Genomic DNA, 17,524 nt, shown 5'->3' with positions numbered 1-17,524 from the left:
CCGGCCTTTTTGTATTCAGCTCACTCAGAGCGCGATATCCGCGACCGGTTTAGATTCCGGCTGAGGTTTTGCCTGCGGTTGCGCTTGTGGTGCCGCGTCCGCCGCCTGCGGTTTCTCGTATTTGAGCTGCAGAACGCCGCTGGTGTATTCCAGCTCTTGTTCCGTCGCCGCCACGTTACCGTTCAGCTTAGTGCCGTAGGAAGGAATAATGGTTTTCAGCTTCGCCTGCCATTCCGGGCTGGCGACTTTATCTTTAAACACTTTTTCCATCAGATGCAGCATGATCGGTGCCGCGGTGGATGCGCCAGGAGACGCGCCCAGCAGCGCCGCAATGGTGCCATCTTTGTCGCTCACCACTTCCGTACCCAGACGCAGCACACCGCCCTCTTTCGGATCGCGTTTGATGATCTGCACGCGCTGACCCGCCTGCCACAGACGCCAGTCGGCTTTCTTCGCCTGCGGGTAATATTCCTGCAGGGCAGCAAAGCGATCGTCATCGGAGAGCATCACCTGGCTAATCAGGTATTTCACCAGATCGAAGTTATCCAGGCCCACGTCCACCATCGGCATAAAGTTCGAGGTGGTGGTGGAACTCAGCAGATCCCACAGAGAGCCGTTTTTGAGGAATTTAGTGGAGAAGGTCGCGAACGGCCCAAACAGCACCACACGTTTACCGTCCAGAATACGGGTATCGATGTGCGGAACCGACATCGGCGGTGCGCCGACAGAAGCCTGACCATACACTTTCGCCAGATGGCGATTCACCACTTCCGGGTTATCGGATACCAGGAACTGACCGCCGACCGGGAAGCCCGCATAGTCGTCCGCTTCAGGAATACCGGACTCCTGCAGCAGCTTCAGCGCAGCGCCACCGGCACCGATAAAGACGAATTTCGCCTTGATCACATGCTCGGCTTCGTTGTTTTTCAGATCGGCAACGGTCACGCTCCAGCTGTTATCCGCGTTGCGCTTAAAGCCGCGCACTTCGGTGCTGACCTGCAGTTTGAAGTTATCCTTCTTCTGCAATGCGCCCACCAGCTGACGGGTGATTTCGCCGTAGTTGACGTCGGTGCCGATCTCAGTGCGCGTGGCGGCCACTTTCTGATTCGGGTCGCGCCCTTCCATCACCAACGGTGCCCACTCTTTGATCTGGGCATGATCTTCAGAATATTTCATGCCGCGGAACAGGCTGCTCTGCTGGAGCGCCGCATAGCGCGCACGCAGGAAATTGACGTTGTCGTCGCCCCACACGAAGCTCATGTGCGGAACGGTGTTAATGAAGGAGTGCGGATCGTGCATCACGCCGCTGTTGACCTGATGTGACCAGAACTGACGGGAGATCTGGAATGCTTCGTTGATCTCTACCGCCTTCTCGATACTAATGGAACCGTCCTTTTTCTGCGGAGTGTAGTTCAGTTCCATAAGTGCCGAGTGGCCCGTACCGGCGTTGTTCCAGCCGTTCGAACTCTCCTGCGCTACGCCATCCAGGCGCTCAACCATGGTCATCGACCAGTCTGGCTGTAATTCCTGTAAGTAGGTGCCCAGAGTGGCGCTCATAATGCCGCCGCCAATTAAAAGGACGTCCGTTTCCTGCTCTTTCGGGGTGTCAGCCTTCGCCGCCATCGAGATGGCGCTCAGCCCTACGGCCATAGAAAAGAGCATGGCAGTCATTTTTTTCATCATTTATGCCTTACTTGTAGTCGTGCTTTTTACGTGGAAATTGCAGGTGAAATAAGCTGCGGGGCAACGTTAACAATTTTTAAACATTGTTTAAAGGTTAAGAAATTATTGTAATTGTGAAATTAAATGTTGGATTTTTTGTAGGGATAAGCGAACTGCTGGCTGGCACAGCGGGGTATTTGTGGCTACTATGCTGCACTTTGTGATCGCGCGCACGGAAGCCTGCCCTAACCAGCGAATATCTATGTCATTACCCCACTCTTCTGCCCTGACGCCTGACGATGGCCGCGTGGCGAGCGTACTCCGCTCCCCCAAACTGTTGATGCGCGAAACCTTAGCCGGTGTGATTACCGCCCTGGCGCTGATCCCCGAAGTCATTTCGTTTTCCGTGGTCGCGGGCGTTGACCCGAAGGTGAGTCTGATCGCCTCGGTGGTGCTGTGTCTGGCGATGTCCGTTCTCGGTGGTCGCCCGGCGATGGTCACCGCCGCTGCGGGTTCTGTCGCGCTGGTGATTGGCCCTATGGTGCATCTGCACGGGGTTCAGTACATCCTGCCTGCGGTGATCCTCGCCGGGCTGATTCAAATCCTGTTCGGCGCGCTGGGCATGGCGCGACTGATGCGCTTTATCCCCCAGTCGGTGATGACCGGGTTTGTGAACGCCCTCGGTATTTTGATTTTCTTTGCTCAGGTTCCGCATTTCTGGACCAAAAGCCCGCTGATCGTCGGCCTGTTTGTCCTCACCTTGCTGATCGTGCTCTGGGCGCCGCGCTTTATTAAGAGCGTTCCCTCACCGCTGATCGCGATTGTCGTGTTGACCGTCTTTACCGTCACCAGCGGGCAACTTCTGCCCACCGTCGGGGATGAAGGCTCCATGAGCGGTGGCCTGCCGGGGCTGACGCAGCTGCTGGTGCCGCTGAATCTGCAGACGCTCAGCATCATCTGGCCCTGCGCCCTGAGCATCGCCTTTGTCGGGCTGATGGAGTCGTTGCTGACGGCAAAACTGGTAGATGAGCTGACTCTGACGCCGTCCAGCAAGCGCCGGGAGAGCATCGGATTGGGCGTGGCGAATATCCTGTCCAGCTTTTACGGCGGCATCGCCGGATGTGCGATGATCGGGCAAACCATCGTCAACGTGGAGATGGGGAAAGGACGCAGCCGACTTTCTACGCTCTCCGCAGGCGTGGTCCTGCTGATTCTGGTGACTGCGCTCAGTGAAGTGATGGCGCACATCCCAATGGCGGTGCTGGCGGGGATTATGGCGATTGTCGCCTTCAAAACCTTTAACTGGCACAGCATCCAGCCGGGCACTGTGAAAAACGCCCCAATCGCCGAAACGCTGGTAATGCTGGTGACCGTGGCGGCCACCGTTTCCACCGGCAATCTGGCGATTGGCGTGCTGGGCGGCATTATCGTGATGGCGATAATCCCCGCCCGTCTGAAGCGCAAGCAGGCTCTTAAAGCAGGAAAATCGTCGCCAGACCAAGGAAAATAAAGAAGCCGCCGGTATCGGTAATGGCGGTGATCATGACGCTCGACCCCACCGCGGGGTCGCGCCCAAATCGGGTCATGGTCAGGGGGATAATCACCCCCATCATCGAGGCCACCAGCAGGTTTAGCACCATCGCCAGCATCATCACGCCACCCAGCGCCATATCGTCGTACAGCCACCAGGTGATGCCGCCCATGATCCCGCCCCAGACCAGGCCGTTGATCAGCGCCACACCCATCTCTCTGAAGATCAGAAACGTAAAGTTGCCGGGCTGAATTTTCTCCAGCGCCAGGGCGCGCACAATCATGGTGATAGTCTGATTGCCGGTGTTCCCGCCAATCCCCGCCACGATAGGCATCAGGGAAGCCAGGGCGACCAGCTGTGAGATGGTGTGTTCGAAACCATCAATTACGCGGGAGGCAATGAACGCCGTACATAAGTTTATCGCCAGCCACGCCCAGCGCGTTTTGACCGCTTTGCCGACGGAGGCATGCACGTCATCTTCGGCACTCAAACCGCCTAATGCGCGCAGATCGTTGTCGGTCTCTTCATACACCACGTCAACGATCTCATCGATCGTCACGCGGCCCATCAGTTTACCGACGGAATCGACTACCGCGGCGCTGATCAGGTTGTCACGTTCGAAGGTACGCGCCGCTTTTTCGGCGTCATCTTCCGGGGAGAAGACCATCGGCTCGGTGTTCATCACCTCACTCACCCGGCGCTGCGCGCCGTTCAGCAGGATGGATTGCAGCGTGAGTTCACCGAGCAAAGTTTTGTCGCGCGCCGTGACGAACAGTTTGTCGGTGTTCTCCGGCATTTTGCCCTTGCGGCGCAGATAGCGCTGCACGGTCGCCAGCGTGACGTCCGGGCGCACCATGATCACCTCGAACTCCATGATCGCGCCGACGCTGTCCTTGTCGAAATCCATCACCTGGCGCACGCGAGCGCGCTCTGCCGCCGGGAGCGACGCCAGCAGGCGGCCCGTCAGGTTACGCGGCAGGTGCTGAACCAGGTAGATCTGCTCGTCGATATCCAGCGTCTGCACGGCATCGAGAAGCTCGCGGTCGCTCATCTCATCGATGAGATCGTCCCAGACGTTTTCGGACGCCTCCAGCAGGACCTGGCCGCGTTCGTGATCCTGCACCAGTCGCCATAAGGCGTGACGCTCTTCCGAAGGGAGAGATTCGAGGGTATCCGCCAGATCCGGCGGCGGCAGATGTGCAACCAGCGCCCCTACCTCAGCAATATCGTCGGTCAGAGTACCGACGTCATATTGCTCAGCCAGGGTTAATTTGCCTAATAACGCCGACGTGACTGCTTTATCTGTGGTGAGGAGCCAGATGAGTCGGGCGCGCTCCTGATCGCGCAGCCTTGCGCTGTTTTTGGTTATCAAAGACATCAATCATAAATCCATGAAATAAGGTGATATCAAGCATAGCCTGAGGGAATGTAAATGATAATAAACAAATGGCCGGAATGACGAAAAAAGCGGCGGGTGTTACATGTTTTGACGTTGAGTAGGCCGGGTAAGGCGAAGCCGCCACCCGGCATTTTTTGGGGATTACGCCGTACGCGCCACTGCATCCCGCGACGCGGCATCGCGCTCGTCGCCGGTCAGCTCGCTGAGCTTGCCGTCACGCATCTCGAGTAACCGGTCAGCATGAATGAAGTAGTGGTCGTCGTGGCTGATGGCAAAAATGGTTTTGCCCATATCCTGCATCAGCGGCAGCAGCACCTGATAAAACTCGCGGCGGAAGTGCGGGTCCTGATCGGCCGCCCATTCGTCCAGCAGGATAATATCGCGCTCTTCCGCCAGCGCCAGCAGCAGCGCCACACGCTTTTTCTGCCCTTTTGACAGCTTGAGATTGAGGATTTTGCCGTCCTGAAGCTCCAGCTTGTGGGACATTTTCAGCTGCTCCAGCCACTTCGCCACCAGCGCAGGATTGGCCGGTTTGCCTTCCGGCCCTAACAGCTGATCAAACAGCCAGACGTCGGTAAAGACCGCGGAGAAGAGCTTGCGGTAATCTTCCGGTTTCTCGACGGACACCGCCTGACCATCCAGCAAAATCTCACCCGACTGCGGCTGATACAGCCCGGTCAGGAGCATCGCCAGGGTCGATTTCCCGCTGCCGTTGCCACCAATCAGGAACAGCAGTTCGCCACGGTGGATGGTCAGGTTGACCGGACCGACGGCAAAGTTATTGTCCTGATAGTGGAAAGTGACGTTACGCAGCTCCAGCGTTTTCCAGTCCGGGAAGGCTTTAGGTCGCGGGAATTCCGCGCGGAACGGTGCCAGAGCAAACTGGTTCAGCTTTCTGAACGCCACCTGCGCGCTGAGCAGCGTCGGCAGCGCGCCCACGGCGGAGAGCAGCGGCGTGCGCAGGAACAGCAGCGTCAAGGAGTAAGTCGCCGCTACGTTGGTATCCGCCCAGCCGAGGCTGTTCGCCATCCAGAACACCAGGCCAATCGCGCCGAGCATCATAATGTTCGACCAGTTCACCGCGCTCAGGTGGAAGGTATCGGCGCGAATAATGTGATGGCGATACTCGCGCGCATCCGGGATATAGAGATTATTGAAGATGTGCTCGGCGCGCTCGCGGTTCAGGGTCAACTCTTTGCGCCCTTCCAGCACCGTCTGGTAGTCGTTATAGAGCTTATCTTCCGTTTCACGCAGCACCGCCATGTGCTTGTACACGCGCGACACCAGAAGATAGCCGCCCCAGATGGTGACGACAATCCAGATTGCGGTCACGGCCAGCATTTTGGTCGACAGCCAGGCGAGATAGGCGGCAGAGCCGAAGGTCAGGATAATCCCCTGCACCAGCTCCGGCAGACGGACAAAGGCAATGGTAATCGCCCGCACATCGCTGGTCAGCCCCGCCAGCAGAGACGCGCTGCCCAGCTGCTCGATGCGCTCAACCTGAGTGTCGAGAATACGTTTGATAAATTCGCCGCGCAGGCGATAGACGAAATGGTGCCCCAGCGCCGTCAGCGCCAGCTGCGAGGCCAGCGTCACGGCCATCAACAGCAGCAGCAGGCCGAGAAATTCGGGCAAGACCGACAGTTGCGTATCGACCATTTCAATCAGACGCACGTTAATAAAGGCGATAAGCCCAATGCCCAGCGCGGCGCTGGCAAGGCTGAGCGCCATGACCGCGACAAACGGCCAGCGGTACTGACGCCAGACAAGGAGAAGTAGTTGCATGCAAAGCAATCCGGACAAGAAAAAACAGCCAGCAGTGTAAACTGCCCGACGGTTACATCAAGAATAATTCTTATTTTTATTCGCTATCAGAGGCTTGTCGGAAGGTCAGATTATAGCGATACTCCCCCGCCAGCGGATGCACGCCGGGTTTAAGGGGTTGAATCCCGTGATAAAAGAGCCGCGATTCCCCGCCCCACACCACCACATCGCCGTGCTCAAGCATCAGGCGTTTGAGCGGATCGTTGCGACGCAAACCGCCAAACTGGAAAACGGCTGGCAGGCCCAGCGACACAGAAACAATCGGCGCGCCTAAGTCAGGCTCGTCTTTATCCTGATGCAGCGACAGTTTCGCCCCCGGCGCGTAGCGATTGACCAGGCAGGCGTCGGGCTGAAAATGCGGATATCCCGCGGCGACGGCGGCATCATGGGAGAGCGCGCTGAACGCGGCGGGCATCGCAGGCCAGGGGTGTTGCGTCAGGGGATCGACGGGAGAATAGAGATACCCCCGCTCGTTCGTCGTCCAGCCGAGCGCGCCGCAGTTGGTCATCGCTACCGACATGGTGTAGCCGCCCGGCGTGACCATGTGGCGAAACGGCGAGATCTCCGCGACCGCGTCGATGGCCTGAAACATCGCCTCTGCACGGGCCAGCGCGAAGCGGCGCAGAATGACCGCGCCGGGCGCTAACGGCTCTTCCCAGGGATCGCTATCTGCAAAGAGATCCAGCATCACTCCTCCTGATGATTCGCTTCACGCTGCAACAGCTGCGCTTTGCGCGCCGTTCCCCAGCGATAGCCTGATAAAGCCCCGTCGTTTCGCACCACGCGGTGACAAGGGATGATAATCGCCAGTTTGTTGGCCGCGCAGGCGCTCGCCACCGCCCGAACCGCTTTAGGTTTGCCGATGGCGCTGGCGACCTGCTGGTAGCTGGCGGTTTCGCCGCAAGGGATCGCGCGCAGCGCCTGCCAGACCTGCTGCTGGAACGCGGTCCCGCGAATATCCAGCGGCAGGGCCAGCGCGGTGCCGCTGTGGTCCAGGCTGTGGATCACCTGCAGCAGTCTGACCGCAAAATCCCCCTCAGGAGATTCCGCCTGCGCATGGGGAAAGAGTGTTTGGATCTCTTCCATCAGCTCACCGTCGTTATCTCCCAGCAGGATCGCGCAGATCCCGCGCTCGCTTTCCGCCACCAGACAACGGCCCAGTTTGCAGTCGCTGATGGCGTAGCGCACAGCCACGTCACTTCCGCCGCGGCGATACTGTTTCGCTGTCATCCCCAGCGCGTCATCGGCTTTGCGATAGTAGCTGCTGCTGTCGGGGAATCCGGCGGCAAGGACGGTATCAGTAATGTTGTCGCCCTGCTGCAGCGCACTGCGTAAACGCCGCGCGCGCGCCGCCTGCTGCCAGGCTTTGGGCGTCAAGCCGGTGACGGATTTGAACAGGCGATGAAAATGGAACGGGCTCATGGCGACCTGCTCCGCGAGCGCGTTAAGCGTCAGGGTCGAATCCTTTTCCAGCAGGCGGCAGGCTTTTTCGATTTGGGCCATCTTCTGCGCCTGCGGGAAGGCTTTGTCCGGCGCGCAGCGTTTGCAGGGGCGAAATCCTGCCTGCTCAGCATGGGCGGAATCGGGATAGAAACTCACATTTTTGCGCAGGGCGTGACGCGCCCGGCAGGAGGGACGGCAATAGATGCCGGTCGTCTGGACGGCAAAAACAAACTGGTTATCGGCGTGAGCATCGCGGGCCAGCACGGCCAGCCAGCGTTGCTCATCGGTATTCAGGGTCAGGTTTTTCATCATCGGCTCCTCTTACAAGCATACTCATACAATGCCCGAGTGCCACTGAACAAAAACCCGCAACCTTGCTTTTTAATTTTGTTCGCTGACGAGGAAGCTCTGGAACTGCGGTGACATCCAGGTCTTAAACGTGTCACCCTCTTTGGTGATCATGTACACCGCCAGCCCTTCCTGACGCACCACCTCTTTGGCTTTTTCCGGCCCGAGAACCATCAGCCCGGTATCCCAGGTATCGGCTTCCAGCGCAGTCGGCGCAATCACAGTGACAGAAACCAGGTTATGTTCGATCGGGCGGCCAGTTTGCGGATCGATGACGTGCGAAAGACGCTTCCCGTCCAGTTCGTAATAGTTCCTGTAACTGCCAGAGGTGCTGATGCCGTGGCCGTTGATATCCACCACCGCCTGCACCGCATTCTGGGTGTCGGTCGGTTTTTGGATCGCCACGCGCCAGGGCTTGTCGCTGGCATTTAGACCCCGGCTCACCAGTGCGCCGCCCACGGAAACGAGGTATCGCGGGATCCCCTCCTGGGTCATCAGCGCGGCGAGATGATCCGCGGCATAGCCCTCGCCGACCGTCGACAGGTCAACAAACAGATCGGGAATGTCTTTTTGCAGATACTGCTGTCCGTACTGATTGATCACCGTCAGGTGCTGCAAACCGGTACGCGCACGGGCATCGTCAATTTGCGCCTGATCGGGAATATGCTCTGGCTGTTTCGTCGGGCCAAAACCCCACAGATTCACCAGCGGCCCGACGGTGATATCCATCGCGCCGTTCGTTTTGTAGCCAATATGCAGCGCCTCGGTGACGATATCGGCCATCGCTTCGCTGACCGGCCACAGGGAGGTGCTGTTCGACAAATTGAAACGCATCAGCGCGGAGTCATTTTTATAGGTGGAGAGCAGCTGATCGTCAGCGTCGAGCTGAGACTGAATTTTATCGCGCAGTTCGTCCGCACGTCTGGCGTCCACATTCATCATGCTGACGCGCCAGAAGGTCCCCATGGTCTTCCCTTCCAGCACCGTCGCGGCGGGGGCCGCAGGTTTTACCGCAGAGGTGGAGGGGTCGCATGCCGCCAGTAAGAAAAAGCTCGCCAGAAGGCCGGCGCGCCAAAAAGTCATGTCCATTCGTTATTATCCTCATGCCTGGGCGGCAAGAGTATACCAAAACAGGTCACTGGTAAGACGTTATTAATAGAACAGAAAAAGGGGCCTGTTGGCCCCTTTTGTGTTACTGAGCGTGTCTTAGAACTGGTAAACCAGACCCAGAGCGACGATGTCATCAGTACCGATACCAGCCTGACGGGTGAAGTTGTTTTCATCCAGCAGGTTGATTTTGTAATCCACGTAGGTGGACATGTTTTTGTTGAAGTAGTAAGTCGCGCCAACATCAACATATTTCAGCAGATCCTGATCGCCGAAGTTGGTGGTGTTGTTGCTCACGTCCTTACCTTTAGACTGCAGGTAAGCCACGGATGGACGCAGACCGAAGTCGAACTGGTACTGTGCAACCACTTCGAAGTTCTGCGCTTTGTTGGCGAAACCGTAGATGTCGCTGCTGCTCTGAGAGTCACCGAAACGGGTTGCGTTGTAGGTCTGAGAGTACTGCGCTGCCAGGTAGATGTTGTTAGCATCATATTTCAGGCCGCCGCTGTACACTTCTGCGTGATCGCCTTCGCCGTACACGCCTGCAGCATTCTGGTCAGCAGTACGTTTAGAGGAGGACATCGCACCACCTACGCTGAAGCCTTCGCCCAGGTTGTAGGTCAGGGACGCGCCGTAGCCGTCGCCGTTCTGTTTCAGCGTGCTGCGACCGGTGGTGTTTTCACCGCTGACGCTGCCGTTTTTACCCTGATACTGCAGAGCAAAGTTCAGGCCATCAACCAGACCGAAGAAGTCCTGGTTACGGTAAGTTGCTACGCCGTTAGCACGAGACTGCAGGAAGTTGTCCGCACCGTAGGTGTCGCCGCCGAATTCTGGCAGTACGTCAGTCCAGGAAGTCACGTCATAGATAACGCCGTAGTTACGACCGTAATCGAAAGAACCCGCGTCAGCAAATTTCAGACCCGCGAACGCCACACGCGTCCAGGACTGGTTGTCGCTTTCAGTGGTGTTGCCCTGAACCTGGTATTCCCACTGGCCGTAACCGGTCAGCTGATCGTTGACCTGAGTTTCGCCTTTGAAGCCGATACGCATGTAGGTCTGATCGCCATCAGCACCTTTGTCGTCGGAGAAATAGTGCAGACCGTCGACTTTACCGAACAGATCTAATTTGTTGCCGTCTTTGTTATAAATTTCAGCCGCATTTGCTGCGCCTGCTACCAGCAGAGCTGGTACCAGGAGGGACAGTACTTTAACTTTCATTTTATTAACCCTCTGTTATATGCCTTATTATGCCACTGCTTACCGGTTAACCCTCTTAACCGATCGGCAACTTCATTCTCCGCAAAATTACAGAATAATCCAATAAGAATATGATACGAAAACTTTGAAGATGTTTCATATGTCTATAAACATGTTTCATTTTGTAAATAAGAGGGAACTTTTCAATAGCACGAAGAGCTAAAAAATAAAGCACTAATAATCAAAGAAGGAATACAACGCATAAATATCAGCCACTTAGATCAATATATCTTTACCGCACTGATTGTCAAAACAAAACCTGTCTACATCACTAAAATAACTCTCGCTATCATCATTAACTTTATTTATTACCGTCATTCAGTTTTGAATGTCTGTTTATCCCTAATTGAGCCGAGTGCACATGCATTCGGTTTTTTTTTACTCTTCTTTACGTAACCTGAATTATTATGTGCTACCGCACTGAAATCATAACAACTATTAATTAATTCGATTGCGCCCTAAAACTCCCCTCTCCGCATTTTAACAAATTTTAATTTCTTGTTAATTAGTGCTATTTTTCGTTTATCTTGCCCGCTATTTGTACAGCCAGGTTCCGTTTGTACACTTTCAGAGCCGTTTTACTGACTGATATTTAACGCAGAAAAAGTCCCGCTGGTCAGGCCAGGATGCTGGAAATTCAGGTATTACCCTTTATACTGCCCTCTCCCCCTTACGTGCGGCCATATCGGGTTAAACATAGCAATGAGTCAGTCTGAAACCACAGCAACAGGTAAGTTCTCCCTTCTTCCCGGGAGCATCACCCGCTTCTTCCTTCTATTGATCATCGTGCTGCTGGTGACGATGGGGGTGATGGTACAGAGCGCGGTTAACACCTGGCTGAAGGACAGAAGCTACCAGATTGTCGATATCACCCACGCGGTGCATAAGCGCATTGACACCTGGCGTTACGCGACCTGGCAGATCTACGACAACATTGCCGCCGCACCGGGAAGCACATCTGGCGAAAATTTGCAGGAGACGCGGCTTAAGCAGGATGTCTATTACCTTGAGAAAACGCGCCGTAAAACCGAGGCGCTGATTTTTGGCTCGCACGACAGCGCAACTCTTGAGATGACGCAGCGGATGTCCGCTTATCTCGACACCCTGTGGGGCGCGGAAACCGTGCCGTGGTCGATGTACTATCTGAACGGTCAGGACAACAGCATGATCCTGATCTCGACTCTACCGCTGAAAGATCTCTCTTCCGGATTTAAAGAGTCCACCATCGGGTCGATCGTCGATTCCCGCCGGGCAGAGATGCTCCAGCAGGCGAACGCCCTCGATGAGCGCGAAAGTTTCTCTTCTCTGCGCCGCCTGGCGTGGCAAAACGGTCACTACTTTACCCTGCGCACCACCTTTAACCAGCCGGGGCATCTGGCCACCGTTGTCGCCTTCGATTTACCGATTAACGATCTGATCCCGCCGGATATGCCGCTGGACAGCTTCCGCCTGGAGCCCGACAACTCAGCGCAGAACATGCGCGCGCCGGCGGATAAAAAAGAGAGCCCCGAGAGCGCGTCCATCACTTTTAACGGTTCGAAGATAGAGATTGCCTCGCCGCTGAACTCAACCGGTATGCGCCTGGTCTGGCAGGTACCCTTTGGCACCTTGCTGCTGGATACCCTGCAAAATATCCTTCTGCCGCTGCTGCTGAACATCGGCCTGCTGGCGCTGGCGCTGTTTGGTTATAGCACCTTCCGCTTCCAGCCGGGCCGTCAGAGCGAGAGCCTGTCGTCATCGGGCTCCAGCAACGAACTGCGCGTGCTGCGGGCGCTGAACGAAGAGATCGTCTCTATTCTTCCGCTTGGGCTGCTGGTGCATGATCAGGAAGCCAATCGCACGATCATGAGCAACAAGATTGCCGACCACCTGCTGCCGCACCTGAATTTGCAGAACATCACCGCGATGGCCGACCAGCATCAGGGGGTGATTCAGGCCACCATTAATAATGAACTGTACGAGATCCGCCAGTTCCGCAGCCAGGTCGCCTCCCGCACCCAGATCTTTATCATCCGCGATCAGGACCGCGAAGTGCTGGTGAACAAGAAGCTGAAACAGGCCCAGCGGCTGTACGAGAAAAACCAGCAGGGCCGCGCGGTGTTTATGCAAAACATCAGCGATGCCTTTAAACGACCGCTGAAAGAGCTGGCCAGCCAGGCGGCGAGTATCAGCGCGCCGGAAAGCCAGCAGATCGCCAGTCAGGCGGATAACCTGGTACGCATGGTGGATGAGATCCAGCTCGCCAATATGCTGGAGAACGATACCTGGAAAGGTAACGCTACCCTGTTCTCTATTCAGGATCTGATTAACGAAGTGGTGCCGGAAGTTCTGCCGGTGATCAAGCGCAAAGGGCTGCAGCTGCTGATTAACAACCATCTCCCGGCCAATGATAAACGCCACGGCGACCGCGACGCCCTGCGCCGCATCGTGCTGATGCTGATTCAGTACTCCGTCACGACGACGCAAATCGGCAAAATCACGCTGGAAGTGAGCAGCGACGAATCCGCCGAAGATCGCCTGACGTTCCGCATTCTCGATACCGGCGAAGGCGTGACGCTTAGCGAAGTCGACAATCTGCACTTCCCGTTCCTCAACGATACCCAGAGTGACCGGTACGGCAAAGCCAACGCCCTCACCTTCTGGCTGTGCGATCAGCTGGCGCGCAAACTCGGCGGTCATCTGAACATTAAAGCCCGCGAGTCGCTCGGCACCCGCTATTCCCTGCATGTGAAAATGGCCGCGACGCCGCAGGAAGAGGATGAAGAAGGTCTGCTGGATGACGTGGTGATCATGGTGGATGTGACCTCGAGCGAGATCCGCAACATCGTGGTTCGTCAGCTGGAAAACTGGGGCGCGTCCTGCATCACTCCGGACGAAAGGCTTACGAGTCAAGAATATGATCTGTTTTTAACTGATAATCCGTCTAATCTTACTGCCTCGGGCTTGCTTTTAAGCGATGATGAGTCAGGCGTGCGAAAAATCGGCCCTGGCCAGATGCGCGTCAACTTTAATATGAGCAATGCGATGCAGGAAGCTGTACTACAACTAATAGAGGAGCAGCTGGCGCAAGAAGAGATCCTGGAGTCCCCGTTGGGTGGCGATGAAAATGCCGAACTCCATGCCAGTGGATATTATTCGCTCTTCGTAGATACAGTACCAGATGATGTTAAGCGGTTGTATACTGAGTCCGCAGCGAAGGATTTCGCCGCGCTGGCACAGACAGCACACCGGCTTAAAGGGGTGTTTGCCATGCTCAATCTGGTTCCGGGCAAGCAGTTATGTGAAACGCTGGAACATCTCATTCGCGAGAAAGATGCTTCTGGCACAGAAAAATACATCAGCGACATTGACGCCTACGTCAAAAGCTTGCTGTAGCAAGGTAGCCTTATACATGAACAATATGAACGTAATTATTGCCGATGACCACCCGATTGTACTGTTCGGTATTCGCAAATCACTTGAACAGATCGAGTGGGTGAATGTTGTCGGTGAATTTGAAGACTCTACAGCACTTATCAATAACCTCCCGAAACTTGATGCCCATGTCCTCATTACCGATCTCTCCATGCCTGGAGACAAATACGGTGATGGGATTACGCTGATCAAATACATTAAGCGCCACTTCCCGAGCATTTCGATCATCGTTCTGACGATGAACAACAACCCGGCGATTTTAAGCGCCGTGCTGGAACTCGATATTGAAGGGATTGTGCTCAAGCAAGGCGCGCCAACCGATCTGCCGAAAGCGCTGGCTGCGCTGCAGAAAGGTAAGAAATTTACCCCGGAAAGCGTCTCTCGTCTGCTCGAGAAAATCAGCGCCGGTGGTTACGGTGACAAACGTCTGTCGCCGAAAGAGAGCGAAGTGCTGCGCCTGTTCGCCGAAGGTTTCCTGGTCACGGAGATTGCCAAGAAGCTGAACCGCAGTATCAAAACCATCAGTAGCCAGAAGAAATCCGCGATGATGAAGCTGGGTGTCGAAAACGACATCGCCCTGCTGAACTATCTCTCTTCGGTAACACTGAGCGCGGTCGATAAAGACTGATTCCGCTCTGCCATTAAAAAACCCGGTCGCGCTCGCGCTGACCGGGTTTTTTTACGTCCTGGATTTCCGGACCCGCTCGGCGTAGACCGACAGCGTCTGCTTGATCACATCCAGCGTTACCGGTTTCGACAGACAGCTGTCCATGCCCGACTCGAGACAACGCTGCTTCTCTTCCGCCAGCGCGTTCGCCGTCACGCCAACAACCGGCAGCGTCAGGCCGAGCTGACGGATACGCTGCGTCAGACGATAGCCGTCCATATTCGGCATGTTGACGTCACTGAGCACGATATCAATATGATTTTTGCTGAGCACGTTCAGGGCATCGACGCCATCATTGGCCGTCAGGCACTGATAGCCCAGCGATCCAAGCTGATCCGCCAGCAAGCGGCGGTTGATCGGATGATCGTCGACCACCAGAATCATCATGTCATCGTTCATCGCAACGGTTGAGTCCGGTGACGGCAATACTCTCACGCCGTCATTTTCGTCCACTTCCACACGATAAATGTGCGCCAGGAGATGCATCAGTTCATGCGGCGTGGCGACGCTGTGCGTCCATTCACCCGGCACCCGCTCCTGCGGAATACCGATATGACGACGGCAGAAGATAATCGCCGCTCTGCCCTTCCACGACGGATCGACTTCAGCGTCCGTGATCAGCGTATCGTCATCGCCCGTGGCCTGGCCTTCGTAACGCACAACATTCAGACCCCGGCTCGTCAGCATTGACTCCAGGAAGGCATACAGCGAGGCATTATGCACTGCCAGCCAGCAGGTTTTCCCACTCAGCCCTTCCGCAGGGGTTTTGACCGGATACTTGGCGGAGTAAAGCGGGATGCGGATCGTGAACTGACTGCCCATGCCCGGCTCGGTATCGACCGAAATATCGCCGTCCATCATGCTGATCAGCTGCTCGCAGATTGCCAGGCCGAGGCCCGTTCCCTGGAAGTTACGCTGCACGCCGGTCCCGACCTGGAAGAACGGATCAAACAGTTTGACCACCTCTTTGGCCGGAATACCGACACCCGTATCACGCACACGAATGCTGAGATAATCCCCGGCGCGGGAGACGTGCAGCACAATGCAGCCCACATCGGTGAATTTGATGGCGTTGCTGAGAAGGTTTGAAATCACCTGCTGCAGGCGCATCGGGTCTCCGTGCAGCGTCAGCGGCACATCCGGCTCGATAAAGCAGTACAGCCCCAGCTGTTTGCGCACCACCAGCGGCATATAGTTGGCGCTGATGTGGTTCATGACCTCGCGCGGGGAAAACTCGCTCGGTTCGATTTTCAGCTGCTCGGACTCAATTTTGGAGAAGTCGAGAATGTCGCTGATGATTTTCAGCAGCAGGCTCGAAGAGTTGTTCATCGCCGTCACCAGACGGTCGACCCCCTTCGGCAGCTCTTTGGTTTGCAGCAGATCGAGGTTCCCGATAATCCCGTACAGCGGCGTGCGCAGCTCGTGGCTGACGGTCGCGAGGAACATGGATTTCGACTGGCTGGCCTGTTCCGCCGCCTGCGCCATCTCCTGCAGCGACTCTTCCATCTTCACGCGCGAGGAGACATCCACCAGCACGCAGATCGCCACGTTTTCGTTGCGATAGCGCGAGTGCACAAAGCTGATTTGCAGGTTGGTGTTGTTGCTGGTTAACACGTCGACGAAATTAACCTGCTGGCCGCAGATGATTTGCGTCAGCCGCTGTCGGTCCTCATGCGTCAGCATGTTCAGATAGTTATGCGCCAGCTCATTACTGAGGATATTGGTCCCGTCCTGGGTGCGCAGGATACAGATCCCAACCGGCGCCGAGGCCACAATTTTGCGGTTGAACTGCTCGTGCTCTTCCAGCCGCTGGGCGTCGCTCTCCGCCGGGATGAAAATCTTGCGTTCGTACATTCGCGCCAGGGTGAAGAGCGCGATCCCGACCAGCACATTCAGCAGAATGGCGTTGAGGATCAGCATCCGGATGCGCTCCAGCACCATATCCACCGGCACGGAATAGACAATGCTCAGGGAAGACGGCGGCAGGCTTTTCTTCAGCACCAGGTCACGGAAGCCCGAGGTATAACCGAACCAGGAGCGCTCCTGCATCCAGCGCGGATCGACTTTCAGCCGATCTTCCGGCCCAGTGAGTGAAATCAGCTTATGGCCGTTCTCATCGAGAATGGTCACGCCCATCGGCAAACTGCCCGGCGTGAAGAAGTTCTCCATGCGAATGGTCTGCTCGGTGCCCAGCAGGGCCTGCAGACGATTAGCCAGATAGACCGGCGTCAGGGCATAGAAATAGCCCACGCCCGGACGCGGCCCCTGGCTGATCCAGAAGATATTGTTGCCTCGCTCTTCCTGCGGGGCGTTACGGTATTTGATAATGCGTTCGTGCAGGCTTTTCAGGGCATCTTCGCGTTCGACAGGCACATCGCGCAGACCGAAATCAGCCATGCACAGGTTTTCGCTGCCGATGAGGAACACGCGGTTCAGATCGTAAGCTGCCGAGAAGTTATCGCGCCAGTAGCGCATGAACCAGGCCAGCGACTCAAGGGAGCCGCGCCAGGTGTTGCCCATCGCCGAGCAGTCGGAATCGGGGAAGAGCGGCTCGAAGTCCGGGACTTCCGTTTTATCCTCTCGCCCGCGGGTGGCGAGAATGCCGTTCTCCGCCGTCAGACGGTTTTCAGCAATGTACTTCAGCTCTTTCATCACGTCAGACGTGCGCTGAATGTAGCGCTGGGCCTGATCGGAGCTTAGGTTGAACTCCTGACGGATCTCGGACTCCTTCTGATGCAGCGCATTGACGATGTAAAACACCGAGAACAGCGCCACGAGTAACCAGAGCAATAACGCCAGCGCCCGGAAAAGATAGCGAGAGACTTTAAGCGTGGTACGAAAGGAGACGAGGTATTTCAAGGGGGCGAAGCTC

11 protein-coding genes are annotated in these 17,524 nt (G+C 56.2%); 3 read left to right on the top strand and 8 right to left on the bottom strand.

All coding sequences use genetic code 11. The annotated features are described in order from the left end of the window. Window positions 1-24: 24 nt before the first annotated feature. Window positions 25-1,680 carry a malate dehydrogenase (quinone) gene (mqo, locus tag AC3WS9_RS07215; RefSeq protein WP_285149274.1) on the bottom strand — a complete coding sequence of 552 codons (1,656 nt, stop codon included), beginning with the start codon at window positions 1,678-1,680 and terminating at the stop codon, window positions 25-27. 190 nt (window positions 1,681-1,870) lie between these two features. Between mqo and AC3WS9_RS07210 the strand changes: the two genes are divergently transcribed. Continuing rightward, window positions 1,871-3,172 (top strand): SulP family inorganic anion transporter, encoded by a 1,302-nt coding sequence (locus AC3WS9_RS07210; protein WP_492490308.1) that lies wholly within the window; start codon window positions 1,871-1,873, stop codon window positions 3,170-3,172. Here the strand turns inward: AC3WS9_RS07210 and mgtE are convergent. The 6 genes from mgtE to AC3WS9_RS07180 all read right to left on the bottom strand — a co-directional run bounded on the left by mgtE (window position 3,135) and on the right by AC3WS9_RS07180 (window position 10,532). Continuing rightward, window positions 3,135-4,571, bottom strand: coding sequence for a magnesium transporter (gene mgtE / locus AC3WS9_RS07205; RefSeq protein ID WP_282495135.1), 1,437 nt, complete (start codon window positions 4,569-4,571; stop codon window positions 3,135-3,137). The genes AC3WS9_RS07210 and mgtE overlap by 38 nt on opposite strands. 162 nt (window positions 4,572-4,733) lie before the next feature. Further along, window positions 4,734-6,377, bottom strand: a complete 1,644-nt coding sequence (locus tag AC3WS9_RS07200) for a multidrug ABC transporter permease/ATP-binding protein (protein WP_492487525.1) — start codon at window positions 6,375-6,377, stop codon at window positions 4,734-4,736. A 76-nt stretch (window positions 6,378-6,453) separates the two neighbouring features. Then, a complete protein-coding gene (alkB, locus tag AC3WS9_RS07195; protein WP_492487523.1) occupies window positions 6,454-7,104 on the bottom strand; it encodes a DNA oxidative demethylase AlkB in 651 nt (216 codons plus the stop codon). Continuing rightward, window positions 7,104-8,168: a bifunctional DNA-binding transcriptional regulator/O6-methylguanine-DNA methyltransferase Ada gene (gene ada / locus AC3WS9_RS07190; protein WP_492490307.1), complete on the bottom strand. Its 1,065-nt coding sequence runs from the start codon at window positions 8,166-8,168 to the stop codon at window positions 7,104-7,106. Before ada ends, alkB begins: the two co-directional genes overlap by 1 nt. 72 nt (window positions 8,169-8,240) lie before the next feature. Further along, entirely contained in the window at window positions 8,241-9,296 is a 1,056-nt protein-coding gene (apbE, locus tag AC3WS9_RS07185; RefSeq protein WP_492487521.1) for an FAD:protein FMN transferase ApbE, read from the bottom strand. A 117-nt stretch (window positions 9,297-9,413) separates the two neighbouring features. Beyond that, a complete protein-coding gene (locus AC3WS9_RS07180) occupies window positions 9,414-10,532 on the bottom strand; it encodes a porin OmpC (protein ID WP_282495140.1) in 1,119 nt (372 codons plus the stop codon). A 741-nt stretch (window positions 10,533-11,273) separates the two neighbouring features. On the opposite strand from AC3WS9_RS07180, the gene rcsD reads away from it, so the two are divergent. Both rcsD and rcsB read left to right on the top strand, forming a co-directional pair. Continuing rightward, window positions 11,274-13,946, top strand: coding sequence for a phosphotransferase RcsD (gene rcsD / locus AC3WS9_RS07175; protein WP_492487519.1), 2,673 nt, complete (start codon window positions 11,274-11,276; stop codon window positions 13,944-13,946). Window positions 13,947-13,962: 16 nt separating this feature from the next. Then, window positions 13,963-14,613: a response regulator transcription factor RcsB gene (gene rcsB, locus AC3WS9_RS07170; protein WP_015959795.1), complete on the top strand. Its 651-nt coding sequence runs from the start codon at window positions 13,963-13,965 to the stop codon at window positions 14,611-14,613. A 51-nt stretch (window positions 14,614-14,664) separates the two neighbouring features. Here rcsB and rcsC read toward each other — a convergent pair whose 3' ends face one another. Continuing rightward, complete coding sequence (gene rcsC / locus AC3WS9_RS07165) at window positions 14,665-17,511, bottom strand: two-component system sensor histidine kinase RcsC (protein WP_492487517.1); 2,847 nt, start codon at window positions 17,509-17,511, stop codon at window positions 14,665-14,667. Window positions 17,512-17,524: the final 13 nt, after the last annotated feature.

The sequence above is a fragment of the Lelliottia sp. EB106-05-01-XG201 genome, from assembly GCF_058791735.1.
Note: the sequence above shows the minus strand (reverse complement) of the source record. Positions and strands in the feature narration are given on the sequence as shown.